Consider the following 16466-nt stretch of genomic DNA (forward strand, 5'->3'; position numbering starts at 1 on the left):
TGTGCCGACCGGTTGCAAGGTGTCGTTCACTTGCGACAAGTCGATCACTTGCGGAGTGGTCATAATTTTCATTCCGGTTTAAAGCGATGATAAAATCTGCTTCTTTTGAAAACCGTTTTGACTGAATCTGACCCGACTTGTCCCGTGCCTTCATAATCTTGCCTTAAACAGGCTCGCCTTGCTCAAAATAGCGTGTCTCATGACCGATATTGTCACGTTTTATGTGTCATTGATTCAATATTTTTTAAAATTTTTTACTAAAGTTAAATTTTATAAAATAAAAAAATAACAAGTCCATTTGAATACAAAATTTTATTTTATAATGAAATTAATTTTTTGCCAACATTTTTTTGAATAATAATCCCGTTATTATCATATCATGAATAGTATAATTTTTATATTTTTACTATTTTTTATCCGGCTAATATTCAATTATTTATTATAAATTCAACTGTTTTTTTTGCAATAAACAACATCATAATCCGGCCGCTTTTATAATTTTTATAAATGAACTTGATAATTTTGGTAAATTTTAAATTTGCGCTTTTGATAAAAGATGATATATATAGTCATGTTTTATTCTGAGGGAAATATCATGCGTTTAAACAAACTAATTTTGGCTGCTTCCTGCACACTATTTGCAACACCGGCTCTGGCCGTGGAATACCCGATTGGCGAACCACAGCATTGTGGCGGTTTGGAAATTGCGGCTGTCTACCTGCAACCGATTGAAATGGAACCGGAAGGCATTATGCTTGCGGCTGCTAAATCGGATATCCATCTGGAAGCTGATATTCATGCGACCGAAGACAATAAAAACGGTCTTCCGGAAGGCGAATGGGCACCTTATTTGCAAGTTTCTTACGAATTGACCAAGGAAGGTGCAAAAGAACCTTTGAGCGGTCATTTCCACCCGATGGTTGCCAATGATGGCCCGCACTATGGCGAAAACATCAAGCTTGATGGTGCTGGCAAATATCACCTGAAATACACCATTTTGCCGCCTTCAAAAGAATCCATGTTCGGCCGCCATGTCGATAAAGAAACCGGCGTTGGCCCATGGTTTGACAAATGCGTTGTCGAATATGATTTCACCTATGCCGGCACTGGCAAAAAAGGTGGCTATTGATTGTTGTGACCGGCAGTCGAATTCTGCCAGAAACATTTAAGGGATAAGTTTCCAGTCAATCTTATCCCCAAAGATCGAGACCTGTTTGTAAAGTCGGGGTTTACTTTCGATCATCCACCACTAGAAGTAAGCCCTCCGAGCAGACCGGCCGTTGTGACCTCCACAGCCGGTCTTGCTTTTTGGCGGGGATCATTTGGTTTTCTTGAACGTAAACCATTCATTCCGGAAAGCTCTCTTTGGTTAAAAAGGGTTTTATTATGCGCGCAATATTGGTTTTGCTGTTTTGTCTGTTTCCCCTCTTTGCCGGAGCCGACGAACTTTCGCTTTATAATGTAACCATCAAGGATGGTGTATTTGAACCGCAATCAATTGAAGTTCCGGCGGGGCAACGCTTCAAAATCTCGGTTAAAAATATCGGTTCGGGGCCGGCTGAATTTGAAAACCTGTCTATGCGGGTTGAAAAAGTTCTCGGCGCAGGCGTTGAATCATTTGTTGTCATTCACCCGCTCAAACCCGGCAGCTACCATTTTGTTGACGAATTTCACATGGATATGGCCGGTTTCGACATTAACGTAAAATAGGAGAGCAGACAAATGGGTGCACCTCTTTTCATCGTTTGGCGTGAAAGTATTGAAGCGCTGCTCGTTATCGGCATCCTCTATACGTGGCTGCGGCGAGAAAATCTTTTAACGCTTAAAAACCGTTTATGGGCGGGAACCGCATTAGGGCTTGTTCTCGCGGGAATTCTCGCCATCCTGTTTTATGTCGCGGGCACTTGGTTTGCAGGCCCCGGCGGGGAATGGTTCTTCACCGCTATGATGGCGGTTGCCGCCCTTCTCATTATGCAGATGATCGTCTGGATGCATCACCACGGTGCTTCAATGAAACATACTTTGGAACGTGAAGCGGCCGAAAGCCTGCAATCTTCCGGCGGTTTCGGCATTATGCTCCTTGCGATGATTGCGGTTGCCCGTGAAGGCTCCGAAACAGTGGTGTTTCTTGCCGGTGTCGGAGCGCAACAAAATGGTGCGTCGCTCGGCATGTTCATTCTGGGGGGTGTGCTCGGCTTTATTCTGGCACTTTTGACTTTCTGGTTGTTACAGAAATTTTCCAAAATCATCCCGTGGAGATGGTTTTTCCTTGGAAGCGAATTTGTCCTTCTACTCATTGGCGGGGGATTGCTGATTACTGCCTTCGACAAAGCGGCGGCCCAGATTTCGGCTTATGATTTACCCGAATGGCTATACAGCTTTATGGATGATCCGCTATGGAGTACAAGCTGGCTTATTCCCGATAACAGCACATTGACAGGCCTTACAGGTTACCATGCGGAACCGTCTTTGATGCAAGTTGTTGTGTTGGCAGTTTACTGGATTGCAGCCATTGTTCTTTGTAATAGAAAGCCTGCCAAAACGGTGGTTCGCCCGCCATTGAAAGTTACCTGAAACCCGTTTTTTAAAGAAACCATGTCACATATCATCACCACTGCGGTCTCTAATCTGGGCACTGTCATGCAACGTCATAGAACAGTGATCCAGACGATACAGTGGTGTGTTGTCGCCATTTATCTGTTTCTCCTTATCGTGCCGTCATTTTTGCCATTGCCGCCACGGCAGGAACATATTCTTGGCAATCTGGTGCTTTTTGCCCAATTCGTATTTTGGGGAATCTGGTGGCCATTCGTTATTCTTTCCATGCTGTTTATAGGACGTATCTGGTGCGGCGTTTTCTGCCCCGAAGGTGCTTTGGCCGAATATACCAGCCGCACTGTCGGGCGTAACAAAACTATTCCGCGCTGGCTCAAATGGCGGGGCTGGCCAACAGTCGCCTTTATTCTGACAACGCTTTATGGGCAGTTGATCAGCGTTTATGATTATGCAGAAGCGGCACTTCTCATTTTGGGCGGCTCGACACTGGCAGCGATGGTCATCGGCTTCTTTTTCGGTAAGGGTACGCGCGTCTGGTGTCGTTATCTTTGCCCCGTTAATGGCGTTTTCAACCTGCTTTCCCGCCTTGCCCCTATTTCCTTCAAGACTGATCAGGAAAAATGGGCGCATTATTGTGGAGCCCGTCAGGAAAACCCCAATTGCCCGCCAATGATCAATATTCATCAGCTTCATGGTGTCAATGCCTGCCATATGTGCGCGCGCTGTGCCGGATTCCGCGATGCTGTGGCTCTAAAACCACGCTCGGTTATGGAAGAAGTTGTCGTTTACGGAGAAGACAAAAACGCCAATCCGTGGGAAACAAGGCTACTCCTTTTCGGCATGATCGGCGTTGCCATCGGGGCCTTCACATGGACTGTAAGCCCGTGGTTTGTGACCTTTAAACAGAGAATTGCCGAATGGCTTGTCGATCACAATATATTCTGGCCACTCGACCCGACCGCTCCGTGGTGGATTTTGACAAACCACCCCGCCAATAATGACAGTTTCAACTGGGTAGACGGCTTTTGTGTCGCAAGTTACATTCTGGGAAGCGGTGTGCTTTTCGGCACATTTTTAACGCTCATGCTGTGGGCTATTGCCGCGCTTATGCGTTCGTCAACGCTCTATCATCATTTGGCACAAGCGTTTTTGCCATTGGCAGCAGCGGGTCTGTTTCTGGGGCTTACTGCAACGACTGTAAAACTTTTGATGTATGACGGTGTGACCTTCTGGTGGTTGCCATATGCCCGTGCCTTTATTCTTGCTTTGACGTCGCTCTGGAGCCTTTATCTTGCGGCAAGAATTTTGCAAAGAACACCTGCAAGCCTCATCCGCAAATTAGTTAGCTTCGCTCTTTTTGCTCTTTGTTGCGTTCCAATTGTCTACGCCTGGTGGCTGATGTTCTGGGGCTGGTGAGTTTTAAAACCGGAAATCACGGGCATTATCCGGCAGTTCAAAAACTCCGCTCCCCGGCTACCCCCGTCTTTTCCTGAAAAACCGACATCCGTAACGCTGCGCATGATTTATCATGCTGTTCAAGATTTATAGTAAATTCAGGAAAATGGCTGCTCATCGGGAAAATGCTGCTATTAGAGGAAGACCCTGCTTATCCAAAAATTTCCCTTTCGCTGCTTTACTTTGAAACCTGTTCCGTTTTGTGCTCTTTGGCCTTTATTCCTTTTCCGACAGCTCTCATGGAAAAACTTGGGCGATGGTGCTCATTTATAATTTTAAAAAAAACAAAACTGTTTCTGATAAAACCGATTTTTAAAAGCCTGTGGCAATTTTTAAGACGACGTTTTCAAGTGCATCCTGTTTTGATTCTATTTTTATGAACTTTAAAAATGCATCTTGCCCGAGCGGACTTTTTCATAACCCTTTTTGAGGTTGATTTGAGGTTCCTGAAAACCGACCAGCGCGGCCTTAAAACCTCGAGAATTTATGAAACGCTAAAGGCATTTTTCTTTCAAAAATATCTTTGGAGTGCGAATCTTTTTTGGAGGAAATTTCATTGAAAGCTTTTTTTCAAAAGCCGTTTTCGAACGCGAATTGCTGCAATCTTAACGCTACGTTATTTTTCTTGGAACTTGAGAGGCCGCTTTCGAACAACTAAAAGGCTTCTCTTTGCTTGAAAACATTGTCGAAAACCGCCACCCCATAAAAGCCACCATTCATGAAAAACCACCGCACATAAAAACGCCCGAAAAGAAAGAAGTCGTTTGTGCGTTTTGCTGATCACTGCAACTTGCTTCTTTTTAGCGGGGCAGCCAATTCTTCGCGCTTATTTTTTTGGCTTTCTATTCTTCTCTTTTACAGGCGAAGTTTCTGAAGCCTTTGTGGTCTCACTAGCCGCTGTTTCGGTGTCTGCCGTTTGGGCTTCCGGAATGCTATCGGCCGGCTCGTTTTTTGGTGTCGTTTTTTCTCCCTTTGACAAAGCCTGTTCGGACGGCTCGAATTTTACTTCTACAATCACGTCGTACAGATAGCTTTCGTCATTGCGACGGCTGATATAGACAAAAGTCGTATTTTTCAAATGTTGGAAAACAACCGAGGCAATGCGTTTGCGCACTGTTTCGTCAATACCGTCCATCACCTGATTGGCAACAATCCATTCCGGATTTGTAAGAAGCACACGGGCAAAAGCGATCGAACGGCGTTCGACATCGTTCAATCGTCTTTCCCAATCGACGTTTTCTTCATCAAGCGCGGAAAAATAATCACTCAAACCGGTGATTTCGAGAGCGCGTTCGATTTCATCGTCAGTCGGGTTTTTATCCGTTGCCGGATAGAGAAGAACCGTGCGCAATGTGCCTGGCGGAATATAAGGTGCGTCGGGAATGTAATTGGGCAGACCTGAATTGGGAAGCCCTACAGTGCCCTGCCCCCAAGGCCAAAGCCCTGCAAGCGCATGGTATAGAATGGTTTTATCAACATCTTGCGGTGCATAGATCAGCGTGTTGTGCCCGCGCTTGATAACTAAATCCGGCGGTGTCAAAGTCAATTTGCCATTGGCCGTGCGGATCAACAGATTGTCGAAGGTCATAATATCGGAATCATTGGTTTTGACCGTGATATGCTCGCCCTTCAGACGATCGACACCGTCCATTTGAACAACAGCTTGTCTGAATGTTGCAACACGCAGCATCGTCGCGCGCCAATCGGCCAGAGCGCCATAATTGTCAACAAACCAGCGCAACGACTGGTGCGCCTGATTGAAGGCCTGAACAGCCGCCTGTAGACCACCAAGATCAATGCCACCACCAAAATAGATCGGTGAGGCAATAATATAGGGAGCAACGTTTGACACCCAGCCATAACCGGCGGTGATACCTGTCAATTTGGTGGTTGCGACAACAATATGCCAGATGGCATTCAAAACATTTTGCACACGCCCGTCAAGATAACGCTTCTCGTCCTTTTCCGCCCCCATCAAGGTGATCGAATCAATCGAACGGTTGGTGTGCATCAAGGCGGCACGCAAATCTGCTTCGCGTGCATAACGGTTGGCGTTGATAGTCACCAGATTACGCGCAACAAACCATGTGAGAAAGGATGCCGCCCCGACATAAAGGAGCACCGCCCAGATCATGTAACCGGGAAGCGGAAAACTATAGCCGGAAAAGCTGAAAACAAAGCCCGCCGTTGTTGCCCATAATGTCGGAATGAAGATGATTAATGTTACACTGGCCTGCAACAGATTGATGCCGAGATCGGCCGTTGATTCGGCAAGATGTCGGGCATCTTCATGAAGTTTCTGGTCAGGGTTGACGCCCACCTCGCCAGCCATTGTCAGACGGAAAGCACGCTTTGGCTGCATCCATTGGCTGATAAGGTCATCGGTCAAGCCTTCGCGCAATTTCATTTTCAGATATTGGTTCAAAAAAGTCTGGACAATGTTGAAGATCAATAAAACCGAGGCAATAACAAAGAACACACCGAGCTGGAAAACAAATTCGTGCAAATCTTTGCGGCTGATCGCGTTCCAGAAATCCTTTGTCCATTCATTGATTTGCAATTGCCCGCGGCCAATCAGAATAATCAGCACAAGTATGCCAAGAAATGTCGCAATCAGCGTATTGCGCGTATGCGAATGCCAGAAAGCAATATAAAGGATCTTTGCCTGATGCGAAAAACGGGTATTTTTGACAATGCCTTCACGCAATGAACCGGGAGCTGCATCAACAGGATTATCAGGCATATTGTCGTCTATATCGCTGCCTTTTCTGGCCATTCACTCAAATCCCCTCATATAATCGCGACATTCTGACGACAATTAAAAATAATGACTGCCCCTGTATACACCAGATAGTGTAGGCAATCAAAATAGCAAAAGCACCAACGCTTTCAAATTTAATATTAATTCAACTTGCTTTCTTTTTCGAGAGGGTCTAATGAAGCGCCAATCGATTTTTCGGTTGTGCGACTTTCTTAACCGTGCAGCAAGCACTATTTAACGAAACTCCCCTTTCTAAATTTCGATCTACCAGAAGCATCAACGCATGACGTGTTGGTGCACTCATTTTTTATTACAGGAGTTTCCTATGGCTACAGGAACAGTTAAGTGGTTCAACACAACAAAAGGCTTCGGCTTCATTCAACCTGATGATGGTGGTGCAGATGTATTTGTACACATTTCAGCTGTTGAACGCTCAGGCATGAGCGGTCTTAATGAAGGCCAGAAAGTGTCTTATGAAGTTGTGCAGGACCGTCGTTCCGGCAAATCTGCTGCAGGCAATCTTTCAGCTCTTTAATATCTGGAAGTGAAATGCCCGACTAAAACGGCAAAACGTTTGATGAGCATTTCAAAACCGGATATAAAAGAAACAGATTTTTAAAAAGCTCCACCTTTTTTTCGAGTGGGGCTTTTTTATTTATCCGATAATTTTTTCAATTTTGTCTGCAAGGCCCCGTTCCTTCGTTTTCATATTTTCCCGTTGTTTCCGCAATCTTTCCCCGATCTTTCCTTGAGTAGAGTGACAATCATTAGCCCTCGAAGGCAAACTGACAGAATATCGTTTTTCTATTTCAACAATAACGTCAACAACATGCTTGCACTTATATTTAGATAAGTTATAAATTTTATTGACGGTTCCCCTTCAGGATGTCTTCAAAAGGGGAATAATAGGGAACACGGAAAAATCGACCTCACTCAAGGGATTTCAGCCGTGGCTGCCCCCGCAACTGTAAACGGCAGCACCTTTTTTAAGGGTTTTACCCGGCCACTGCGAAAGCGGGAAGGCTAAAGGTGCATAAAAATGCCGCGAGCCAGGAGACCTGCCGTCAATCATGGGCTTTTTATAAGCCCGTTATAAAATGCCCTAACGCACGGTGGGTGCAAAGGAAAGGTCATCATGGCAATCCAATCAGGCGTCATTTTTGTCGCCTCTCATACGCTTATCCGGATAATCTTTTCCGGTTTGATTGCGCGAGCAAAACATTTGTTCCGACAGAGTTTTTTCTTTTATCTCTTGCGGCTTTTTTCAAAACAAAAAAGTTCGACATTGTTTTGCTCTCATTTGTCAAAGCGGAGAGAAGATAAAAATTGCCTATTGAAACAAAAATATTCCGATTGTGAAAAGACCCGAAGTAACAAGTCAAAAACAGAAAAGACCGGAACTGGAAAAATTTGTAACTTTAAACAAATGGTTGCAAATGTGGTTTTTAACTGGACTTTCTTTAAGGCTTTTTCTTCAAGTCTTTTTCGTCCGAGAGTGCTTTTTTCGTTTTGCGGTTGCGCTTTTTCAGGTTTGAAAACTTTCCGAACCCCCGCCGTCAATCACTTCAATTCCGTGACATGGCAGAGCCCTCATAAAACGGCTTTGCACCGGCTTTAAACGAGAAGAGTAAACTCATGAAGACCATGCATTTGAAGACGATCATTCTGGCTCTGGCAATAAGCTGTTTTTCCATTGCTTTTCATAGCAATGCTTTTGCCGACGAAACGCATTATCCGTTAACGCTTAAAAATTGCGGCCGCACACTGGTTTTTAACAAAGCACCGGAACGCGTTGTTTCGGTCGGCCAAAATACAACAGAAATACTTTATGCTTTGGGGTTATCCGACAAGGTCAAAGGGACTGCGCTCTGGTATTCACCTGTTTTGCCACAATTTACCGAAGTCAACAAAAACGTTAAAATGCTTTCCCATGATGTTCCAAGTTTCGAGAGCATCATTGCCGAAAAGCCCGATCTTGTCGCAAGTCATCAGGAATGGGTTATAGGGCCTGCGGGAAGTGCGGCGACCTATGACCAGTTCAAGGATTTTGAAATTCCGGTTTATACAGCACCTGCCGATTGCGTGGGAAAAGACAATCTTGCCGGTAGCGACGGTTTGCGCACAGCCCCTTTCACAATGGACCTGATCTATCAGGAAATTTCCGAACTGGCATTGATTTTCAATGTTCAGGACAAAGGAGAGAAACTTGTTCATGAGCTGAAAGGGCGCGAACAGGCTGCAATCGACAAGGTCAAAAACTTGCCAAAGGGCAAAATCAGCGCGGTTTTCTGGTATTCCAGTGCTGATCTTGATATTGACCCCTATGTTGCCGGAGACCTTGGTGCACCCGGTTATATTATGAAAATTCTGGGCATTAAAAATGTTATAGAATCGAACTATGAATGGCCGACTGTCGGGTGGGAAACCATTGTCAAAGCAAACCCGACCATTATTGTTCTTGCCGAAATGGATCGTCGCCGTTTTCCTGCCGATGATGTTGTTGTGAAACGTGATTTTTTGAAGAAAGACCCCGTTACAAAACTGCTACCGGCTGTCGAAAATGATCGCCTTGTCAATATGGACGTGCAATCCATGAATACAACCATGCGCACCATTGATGGTATTGAAAAACTGGCAAATGCCATTGTCGAACTTGGTCTTCTAAAAGAGTGACGCAAAAGAGTGACACATTTGCCCCGCACCATTATCATCTGGCTTTTCTGCATCTTCATATTGCTATGCGCAATTGTTGCAGGTGCAGCAATTGGCGAGATTGCCATTCCGTTTTCGTCTTTTTTGAAAACCATTGCCAATCATCTGTTTGATAGCGGTTACGAGGTGGATATATTCCACAGTCGGGTGATCTGGCTGTGGCGTCTGCCGCGCGCGGTCGTGGGCGCCTGTTGCGGTGCCGGTCTTGCCATGTGCGGGGTTATTTTACAGGCCTTGTTACGAAATCCCCTTGCCGAACCCTATCTTCTGGGCATTTCTTCGGGGGCGGGAACAGGTGCGGCACTGGTTACCGCTTTCGGCATGAATTTGAGTATTCTGTCACTTTCAACCGGAGCATTGATCGGCGGTCTGTTATCGTTTTTCTTTGTTGTGTTCCTCGCCTATCATTCCGGCCGCAATGCAACCGCCATTATTCTGGCGGGTATTGCGAGCGCCATGCTGTTCAATGCTTTGACGGCGCTCATATTGATGATCTTTACACCCCTTGAAGGACGCTCGAATATTTTTGCCTGGATGATCGGCAATCTTTCCGGTGCAAGGTGGAATGACGCAGCGCTCGCTTTTCCTTTGACACTTGTCGCATTTTTAATCTTTTTTGCCTTTTGCCGTATTCTTGATGCCTTTGTTTTCGGCTCGCGTGCTGCAAAATCGCTCGGTATTTCTGTCCATTATGTGAGCATGCTGCTCATTACTGTCGTGGCTCTGGTTACGGCCGTCATGGTTTCCATTATGGGTACAATCAGCTTTGTGGGGCTCGTGGTGCCGCACGCTGCCCGTCTTATTGTCGGTGTGCGCCACCGGTTGCTGATACCGGCTTCGGCTTTTATCGGTGCGCTTTTTATGATTGCCGCCGATGTTATTTCGCGCATTATCGTGCCCGGTCTTGCTTTTCCTGTCGGTATTGTCACCGCATTGATCGGCGCACCGCTTTTTGCCCTGTTGCTTTTGCGGCAGAAAGGAAATTGATATGCTTGTCGGCGAACACATATCACTTGAAATCGACCGTCACACCATTCTTGATGATGTAACGCTCACATTGAAAGACCAGGAAATTTTAGGCATTATCGGCCCGAATGGCGCAGGCAAAAGTTCGCTTCTGTCTGTTTTTGCAGGCCTTGTTCGGCCAACAGAAGGCGAGGTAAGCCTTGACGACATTGCTTTTTCCAACTGGTCAAGACGAAAACTTGCCAAAACAATTGCCTTTGTCGAACAGCAGGCCGAACCGCATGAACGCATCGACGTGCGCCATGCGATAGAAATCGGCCGCACACCACACAAACGCCTACTTTCACCATGGCTTCCGGAAGATGAAGACGCGTTGCAGGATGCACTTTTGAAAGTCAATATGAAAGGCTTTGAAAAGCGCCTTCTGAACAGCCTTTCAGGCGGCGAAAAACAGCGCATCCATATCGCCCGTGCATTGGCGCAAAAACCGCGTATTCTCATTCTGGATGAGCCGACAAATCATCTTGATATCGGTTGCCAACTGGAAATCCTTTCCCTCATCCGGAAACTCGGCCTTTCTGTACTGATTGCCCTTCACGATCTCAATCATGCCGCCATGTTTTGCGACCGTATTGCTTTGCTTCAACACGGACGATTGATAAATTCGGGAAAGCCGGAAGAGGTTTTGACAAAGGAAACAATATTGACCAATTTCCACGCCAATGCTGAAATAGAGATGCTTGAAAACGGTAGGCCCCATATACGCTACCTGCTTTAATTTTCCTTGAAAGGATAAAAAATGAAAAAACTGTTTGCCTGTGTTGCACTGCTCGCCTTCGTCTCGACTGCCAATGCCGAAACTTATGAGGTGAAAATGCTCAATCGGGGAGCAAGTGGTGCCATGGTTTTCGAGCCGGATTATCTAAAAATCAAACCGGGTGATTCCGTAAAATTTATTGCCACCCAAAAAAGTCATAATGCTGCAACGATTGATGACATGATACCGGAAGGGGCAACACCTTTCAAAGGCAAGATCGACGAAGAACTGCAAGTCACTTTCGATAAACCCGGCTTTTATGGCATTAAATGTATTCCCCATTATGCCATGGGAATGATTATGCTCATTAAAGTGGGTGACGATCAGGCATTGCCGCAATCCTATCGCGACCATAAGCAGCCGGGCATTGCCAAAAAACGTTTTGATGACATTTTTTCCCGCGTCGATAAAGGGGAATAGCGGGGTAGCGGGGCGCACGGGGAACAATAATCACCGGTAACAATACTATGTGTTGCACTATTCCCTTTAAAGCCGCTACAATAAATTGATGAAGACAATTCTTGCACTTTTAAAGCGCTTGGGACATAAATTTATTATACTGATTTATTGCACTTCAAGGCAAGAATCAGTGCATTGCTTATTCAATCTGAGGAGATAATAGAATGGCATTCATTGGCGATACGCTATCCCGTATCAAGCCCTCTGCAACGATTGCGGTTGCACAAAAAGCCCGTGACCTCAAGGCCACCGGTCGTGATGTAATTTCACTCGGTGCGGGAGAACCCGATTTTGATACACCCGATAACATTAAAAATGCTGCTATCGAGGCAATCCGTCAGGGCAAAACAAAATATACTCCTGTTGCCGGTATACCGGAGCTTCGCCAAGCCATTGCCAAAAAACTCAAACGCGAAAACAATCTTGATTACAAGCCGCAGCAGATTATTGTCGGCACAGGTGGCAAACAGGTTCTTTTCAATGCTTTCATGGCAACACTGAACAAGGGCGACGAGGTAATTATCCCTGCCCCCTATTGGGTAAGCTATCCGGAAATGGTCGCCGTCAATAATGGCACACCGGTTTTTGTCGATGCCAAAAAAGAATTCAATTACAAACTTCAGCCGGAAGATCTCGAAGCAGCCATTACCGACAAAACAAAATGGTTTGTTTTCAATTCTCCGTGCAATCCGTCAGGTGCTGCCTATACACATGACGAGTTGAAAAAACTGACCGATGTTCTTTTGAAATATCCGCACGTCCATGTCATGAGCGATGATATGTACGAGCACCTCACTTACAACAATTTCAAATTCGCTACGCCGGCAGCCGTCGAGCCAAAGCTTTACGAGCGCACATTGACGGTAAACGGTGTTTCAAAAGCCTATGCAATGACCGGTTGGCGTATCGGCTATGCAGCAGGTCAGGTCGAGCTTATCAAGGCGATGGAAACCATCCAGAGCCAGCAGACATCCGGCACAAGTTCGATTTCGCAATGGGCTGCGGTTGAAGCTTTGAACGGACCGCAAGATTTTATTGCAAAAAACAAAGCAATCTTTCAGGCAAGACGCGATCTCGTTGTTTCCATGCTCAATCAGGCAAACGGCCTTGAATGCCCGACACCGGAAGGCGCATTCTATGTTTATCCTTCCTGCGCAAAACTGATTGGCAAGAAAACACCGGAAGGCAAAGTCATCAAGACTGATGAAGATTTTGTCACGGCTCTTCTTGAAACAGAAGCTGTAGCAGTTGTTCACGGAGCCGCTTTCGGTCTCGGACCGGCTTTCCGTATTTCCTACGCAACTTCAGAAAAACTTCTGGAAGAAGCTTGCCGGCGCATTCAGCGTTTCTGTTCAAGCCTGCGCTAATAGGTTCCGTCACTAAACCATTCAAAAACCGCCTTTTTTGAGGGCGGTTTTTTTTTGAGCTTTATGCCAGGCTTTTCCAAAAAATCGAAAAACTTTGCCGGTTCATGCATTGAAGATCGGGAACAAGACGGAATAGACAAATAAGATCGTGAAAATACTATCCTCACATAACACGCTGTCGGATTATCTCGACACAATGCCCCTTCCCGAAGGGCGTGTTGATCTCTGCCACCGGCTCAAAACAAGCAGACTAAATGCGCGAACTTCTGTTTTCGTTAGCATTGCTCTTTAATGTGCCGTCTCTTCGACGAAGTCGGTAGTGCGTCTTTCCGCTTTTTAACGGGAATGAAAAGCCGCAAAAGTTTCGTCAACACTATTGGGGCATAAAAATGGGCATACCCCTCTCATATGGCTTTCACGAAAACATCAATGCCGCTTTCATTCTTATGACGGAAAACACCAATGCTGCTTTGCCTGATTGAACCGGCACCTATTCAAGAATAATCCGAAGCAACAAAGCTTTCCGCTTTTTGTTTCCCGCAGGTGAAGGACATTCGCGTAACAAGTTTTTGCTTTGAAACTTTGACTAGAAATGTTCGCTCCCATTATCGCTCATCGGAAATCCCAAAAAACCGATTGGGACCTGTCAAAGGAATAAGCCGGAAAAAGCAAAAAAAAAGCCGGACAAATGTCCGGCCAAAGTTTTGAAGGTTTCAGAGACTAAAGTCAATCTGACAAAACCTCCAGAGGGGAACACTCAAGAAACGCAATGGGAGGAGACGTGTTCTTGAGATGTGTGCAATATGCTCTTTTTTTAGGCAATCAACAACCAGATATTAAGCACGCCAGCTATGCACTCAGTGCATAGCTCATGTAAAAAAACTGCTTCATTTCTGCACATAAACACATTTTTTTATTAAAAAACATAATGTTAGAGTAAGAGCTACGTCATAATTCCAACAATTTTCGATAAGGTACCTTTTCCGCGCAATTTATAGGCGTTTGTCAGGACGTGCCCAGAGAAAAGGCAATATGACCGGCAATCATGCCTATCCATCAGAAAACAGCAATTGAGCTTTACATCAAGCAAGCCTGTAATCAGCCAACCTAATTAATGTCGATCTGGACCAATCCAACGGAACCGGCAAAAGCTCTTGAATATCTGTCTCACCGGCGAAAAACTGGGGCTTACACAAGGCCTAACCCAAAATATGTCGTTTATCTGGTAATATGTCGTTTATCCGGTAAAAAATATGACTTTGAGAATTATCGGTCCTAACAATCAGGAATTTTTCAAAAAGACCGTCATTCTTCTTATCCGGTCAAAATGACCAATTGCGGCTTTTGGCGAAAATATAATCGCGAAAGGCATGAAGCTTGGCGGAGTTTTTCAATGCCTCCGGATAACAGAAAAAAGTGTCGAAAGAAGGGATTTCCGTGAGATCGGGGAAGAGCTTGATCAGCCCGTCATTGGGAGCGATGATGTAATCGGGCAAAACCGCGATGCCAAGATTTTTTATAGTCGCGTTTTTGATGGAAATCACATTGTTGATTTGTAAAGAGGGAATGCGCTGCGACCCGTCATTACGTCCGGCACTTTCCAGCCAGTTCAAGCCGGCAAGATAGCTCGGTGCCGATTCACCGAATGAAATAATGCGATGATTATCAAGTTCTTCCAATTGGGTCGGCTTACCATGATTGGCAAGGTAATTGGCCGAAGCATAAACATGCATATGCACGGTAAAGAGCCGCCGCTGGATGAGATCCGGCTGCTGGGGTTGACGCAAACGCAAAGCGCAATCGGCATGGCGCATTGTCAAATCGAGTTCTTCGTCATCAAGGAGAAGCTGGATTTGGATATCGGGATAAAGGTTCACAAATTCCGGTATCCGCTGCACAAGCCAACCGGAGCCAAGACCGAAGGTCGTTGTAACACACAAATGACCGGTTGGCTTTTCACGGCTCTCACTCAATTTGGAGCGGACATTTTCGAGTTTCATCAATACATCATGAGCCGTGCGATAAAGAATTTCGCCCTGCTCTGTCATGATAAGTCCGCGTGCATGGCGTTGGAAAAGTGGCACACCGACATCCTGTTCAAGAGCCGAAACCTGCCGAGAAATCGCCGATTGCGACATGTGTAACGTCTGCGCGGCATGCGTAAACGAGCCGGCTTCAGCGGCGGCGTGGAAAATTCTCAATTTGTCCCAATCCAACGGCGCAGCCACTCGTTTTCTCCTTAAATGTTAAAAACCGCTTCCTGCTTTAAAAACGGTATCCATTCTTAATATCCGGCGCAATTTTTATCTAAAAAGCACCGGATAAAATCTACTTTTCAACAGCCTTTGAATCAGCCTGACTATCCAGAAAACGTTCAACTTCAATGGCTGCCATCGAGCCACGCCCAGCGGCAGTCACAGCTTGACGGAACGTATCGTCGGCTACGTCACCTGCTGCAAAAACACCTTCGACATCGGTTGCCGTAGAATCCGGCGCTGTCCATAAATAGCCACCAGGTTTCTGGCGCAATTGCCCTTCAAACAACTCGACAGCCGGCGCATGACCAATAGCAATGAACACGCCCTGCGCTTCGACTTCGCTCAATTTTCCCGTCAAAGTGTCTTTAAGACGCACACCGGTCACCGTTGCGCCCATGGGCGGTTTTGGCGGATTACCGACAATTTCATCGACCACATGATTCCAGATCACACGGACATTATCACGTTTCAATAAACGCTCCTGCATAATTTTTTCGGCACGGAAAAAATCCCGCCTGTGCACAACAGTTACAGTTTTGGCAATATTTGCGAGATATAGCGCTTCTTCAACGGCAGTGTTGCCACCACCGACCACAACCACATCTTTACCGCGGTAGAAAAAACCGTCACAAGTCGCGCAGGCCGAAACGCCACCGCCCATAAAGGTTTTTTCGCTCTCAAGCCCCAACCAACGGGCTTGCGCACCGGTCGCAATGATCAGCGCATCACAGGTATAGACAGTGCCGGAATCACCGTGAAGCGTGAAAGGCCGTTTTGAAAGATCTGCCTTGGTGATGATGTCATAAATGAGCTCGGTTCCCATTTTCACCGCTTGATCGGCCATTCTTTGAACAAGTTCGGGTCCACCAATCGGATCGACAAAACCGGGATAGTTTTCAACCTCGTCGGTAATCGTCAACTGCCCACCCTGTTGTAACCCGGTAACAATCACAGGCTTCAACATGGCCCGCGCTGCATAGATTGCGGCTGTATAGCCGGCAGGGCCTGAACCGACGATCAAAACAGGAATATGGCGCGTTGACATGAAACTCCACTTTCATAAATCGATTTAGGAAAAAGCCAAGAGCAAGCGTTTCTCCGAGGGTTGTTCTTTG

The 16466-nt window shown here is 46.0% G+C and carries 13 protein-coding genes and 1 riboswitch; of the genes, 10 read left to right on the forward strand and 3 right to left on the reverse strand.

All coding sequences use genetic code 11. The annotated features are described in order from the left end of the window. The first annotated feature begins 595 nt into the window (after window positions 1-595). The 4 genes from H3S82_RS09015 to H3S82_RS09030 all read left to right on the forward strand — a co-directional run bounded on the left by H3S82_RS09015 (window position 596) and on the right by H3S82_RS09030 (window position 3972). Window positions 596-1129, forward strand: coding sequence for an iron transporter (locus H3S82_RS09015; protein WP_198232771.1), 534 nt, complete (start codon window positions 596-598; stop codon window positions 1127-1129). A gap of 257 nt (window positions 1130-1386) precedes the next feature. Further along, complete coding sequence (locus H3S82_RS09020) at window positions 1387-1710, forward strand: cupredoxin domain-containing protein (protein ID WP_198232772.1); 324 nt, start codon at window positions 1387-1389, stop codon at window positions 1708-1710. A 12-nt stretch (window positions 1711-1722) separates the two neighbouring features. Then, the gene (locus H3S82_RS09025) at window positions 1723-2574 is read left to right on the forward strand and encodes an FTR1 family protein (RefSeq protein WP_198232773.1); all 852 of its coding nucleotides are present in this window, start codon (window positions 1723-1725) and stop codon (window positions 2572-2574) included. A 21-nt stretch (window positions 2575-2595) separates the two neighbouring features. Beyond that, window positions 2596-3972: a 4Fe-4S binding protein gene (locus H3S82_RS09030; protein WP_198232774.1), complete on the forward strand. Its 1377-nt coding sequence runs from the start codon at window positions 2596-2598 to the stop codon at window positions 3970-3972. 865 nt (window positions 3973-4837) lie between these two features. On the opposite strand, the gene H3S82_RS09035 is transcribed toward H3S82_RS09030, so the two are convergent. Continuing rightward, window positions 4838-6787: an ABC transporter ATP-binding protein/permease gene (locus H3S82_RS09035; RefSeq protein ID WP_198232775.1), complete on the reverse strand. Its 1950-nt coding sequence runs from the start codon at window positions 6785-6787 to the stop codon at window positions 4838-4840. A 310-nt stretch (window positions 6788-7097) separates the two neighbouring features. Here H3S82_RS09035 and H3S82_RS09040 point away from each other — a divergent pair, with 310 nt between their 5' ends. The 6 genes from H3S82_RS09040 to H3S82_RS09065 all read left to right on the forward strand — a co-directional run bounded on the left by H3S82_RS09040 (window position 7098) and on the right by H3S82_RS09065 (window position 13093). Continuing rightward, window positions 7098-7307 carry a cold-shock protein gene (locus H3S82_RS09040; protein WP_075868855.1) on the forward strand — a complete coding sequence of 70 codons (210 nt, stop codon included), beginning with the start codon at window positions 7098-7100 and terminating at the stop codon, window positions 7305-7307. 318 nt (window positions 7308-7625) lie between these two features. After that, window positions 7626-7853, forward strand: a riboswitch (cobalamin riboswitch). A 554-nt stretch (window positions 7854-8407) separates the two neighbouring features. Further along, window positions 8408-9445, forward strand: coding sequence for an ABC transporter substrate-binding protein (locus tag H3S82_RS09045; RefSeq protein WP_198232776.1), 1038 nt, complete (start codon window positions 8408-8410; stop codon window positions 9443-9445). A 9-nt stretch (window positions 9446-9454) separates the two neighbouring features. Then, complete coding sequence (locus tag H3S82_RS09050) at window positions 9455-10471, forward strand: FecCD family ABC transporter permease (RefSeq protein WP_369458735.1); 1017 nt, start codon at window positions 9455-9457, stop codon at window positions 10469-10471. Window position 10472: 1 nt separating this feature from the next. Continuing rightward, window positions 10473-11228, forward strand: coding sequence for an ABC transporter ATP-binding protein (locus tag H3S82_RS09055; RefSeq protein WP_198232777.1), 756 nt, complete (start codon window positions 10473-10475; stop codon window positions 11226-11228). A gap of 21 nt (window positions 11229-11249) precedes the next feature. Further along, window positions 11250-11687, forward strand: coding sequence for a pseudoazurin (locus tag H3S82_RS09060; protein ID WP_246785260.1), 438 nt, complete (start codon window positions 11250-11252; stop codon window positions 11685-11687). A 203-nt stretch (window positions 11688-11890) separates the two neighbouring features. Continuing rightward, complete coding sequence (locus tag H3S82_RS09065; RefSeq protein WP_198232778.1) at window positions 11891-13093, forward strand: pyridoxal phosphate-dependent aminotransferase; 1203 nt, start codon at window positions 11891-11893, stop codon at window positions 13091-13093. A gap of 1322 nt (window positions 13094-14415) precedes the next feature. On the opposite strand, the gene H3S82_RS09070 is transcribed toward H3S82_RS09065, so the two are convergent. Further along, window positions 14416-15321, reverse strand: coding sequence for a LysR family transcriptional regulator (locus H3S82_RS09070; protein ID WP_198224198.1), 906 nt, complete (start codon window positions 15319-15321; stop codon window positions 14416-14418). 100 nt (window positions 15322-15421) lie between these two features. Continuing rightward, complete coding sequence (gene trxB, locus H3S82_RS09075; protein WP_198232779.1) at window positions 15422-16396, reverse strand: thioredoxin-disulfide reductase; 975 nt, start codon at window positions 16394-16396, stop codon at window positions 15422-15424. Between the last annotated feature and the right edge of the window lie 70 nt (window positions 16397-16466).

Origin of the sequence: Bartonella sp. M0192, assembly GCF_016102305.1 — a bacterium.
Taxonomy (GTDB): domain Bacteria; phylum Pseudomonadota; class Alphaproteobacteria; order Rhizobiales; family Rhizobiaceae; genus Bartonella; species Bartonella apihabitans.

Bases quoted from the DNA above. Each gene is read 5' to 3' on its own strand.
- H3S82_RS09065 (WP_198232778.1), top strand. From the start codon at position 11,891: ATGGCATTCATTGGCGATACGCTATCCCGTATCAAGCCCTCTGCAACG.
- H3S82_RS09035 (WP_198232775.1), bottom strand. From the start codon at position 6,787: ATGGCCAGAAAAGGCAGCGATATAGACGACAATATGCCTGATAATCCT.
- H3S82_RS09020 (WP_198232772.1), top strand. From the start codon at position 1,387: ATGCGCGCAATATTGGTTTTGCTGTTTTGTCTGTTTCCCCTCTTTGCC.
- trxB (WP_198232779.1), bottom strand. From the start codon at position 16,396: ATGTCAACGCGCCATATTCCTGTTTTGATCGTCGGTTCAGGCCCTGCC.
- H3S82_RS09060 (WP_246785260.1), top strand. From the start codon at position 11,250: ATGAAAAAACTGTTTGCCTGTGTTGCACTGCTCGCCTTCGTCTCGACT.
- H3S82_RS09015 (WP_198232771.1), top strand. From the start codon at position 596: ATGCGTTTAAACAAACTAATTTTGGCTGCTTCCTGCACACTATTTGCA.
- H3S82_RS09045 (WP_198232776.1), top strand. From the start codon at position 8,408: ATGAAGACCATGCATTTGAAGACGATCATTCTGGCTCTGGCAATAAGC.
- H3S82_RS09040 (WP_075868855.1), top strand. From the start codon at position 7,098: ATGGCTACAGGAACAGTTAAGTGGTTCAACACAACAAAAGGCTTCGGC.
- H3S82_RS09025 (WP_198232773.1), top strand. From the start codon at position 1,723: ATGGGTGCACCTCTTTTCATCGTTTGGCGTGAAAGTATTGAAGCGCTG.
- H3S82_RS09055 (WP_198232777.1), top strand. From the start codon at position 10,473: ATGCTTGTCGGCGAACACATATCACTTGAAATCGACCGTCACACCATT.
- H3S82_RS09030 (WP_198232774.1), top strand. From the start codon at position 2,596: ATGTCACATATCATCACCACTGCGGTCTCTAATCTGGGCACTGTCATG.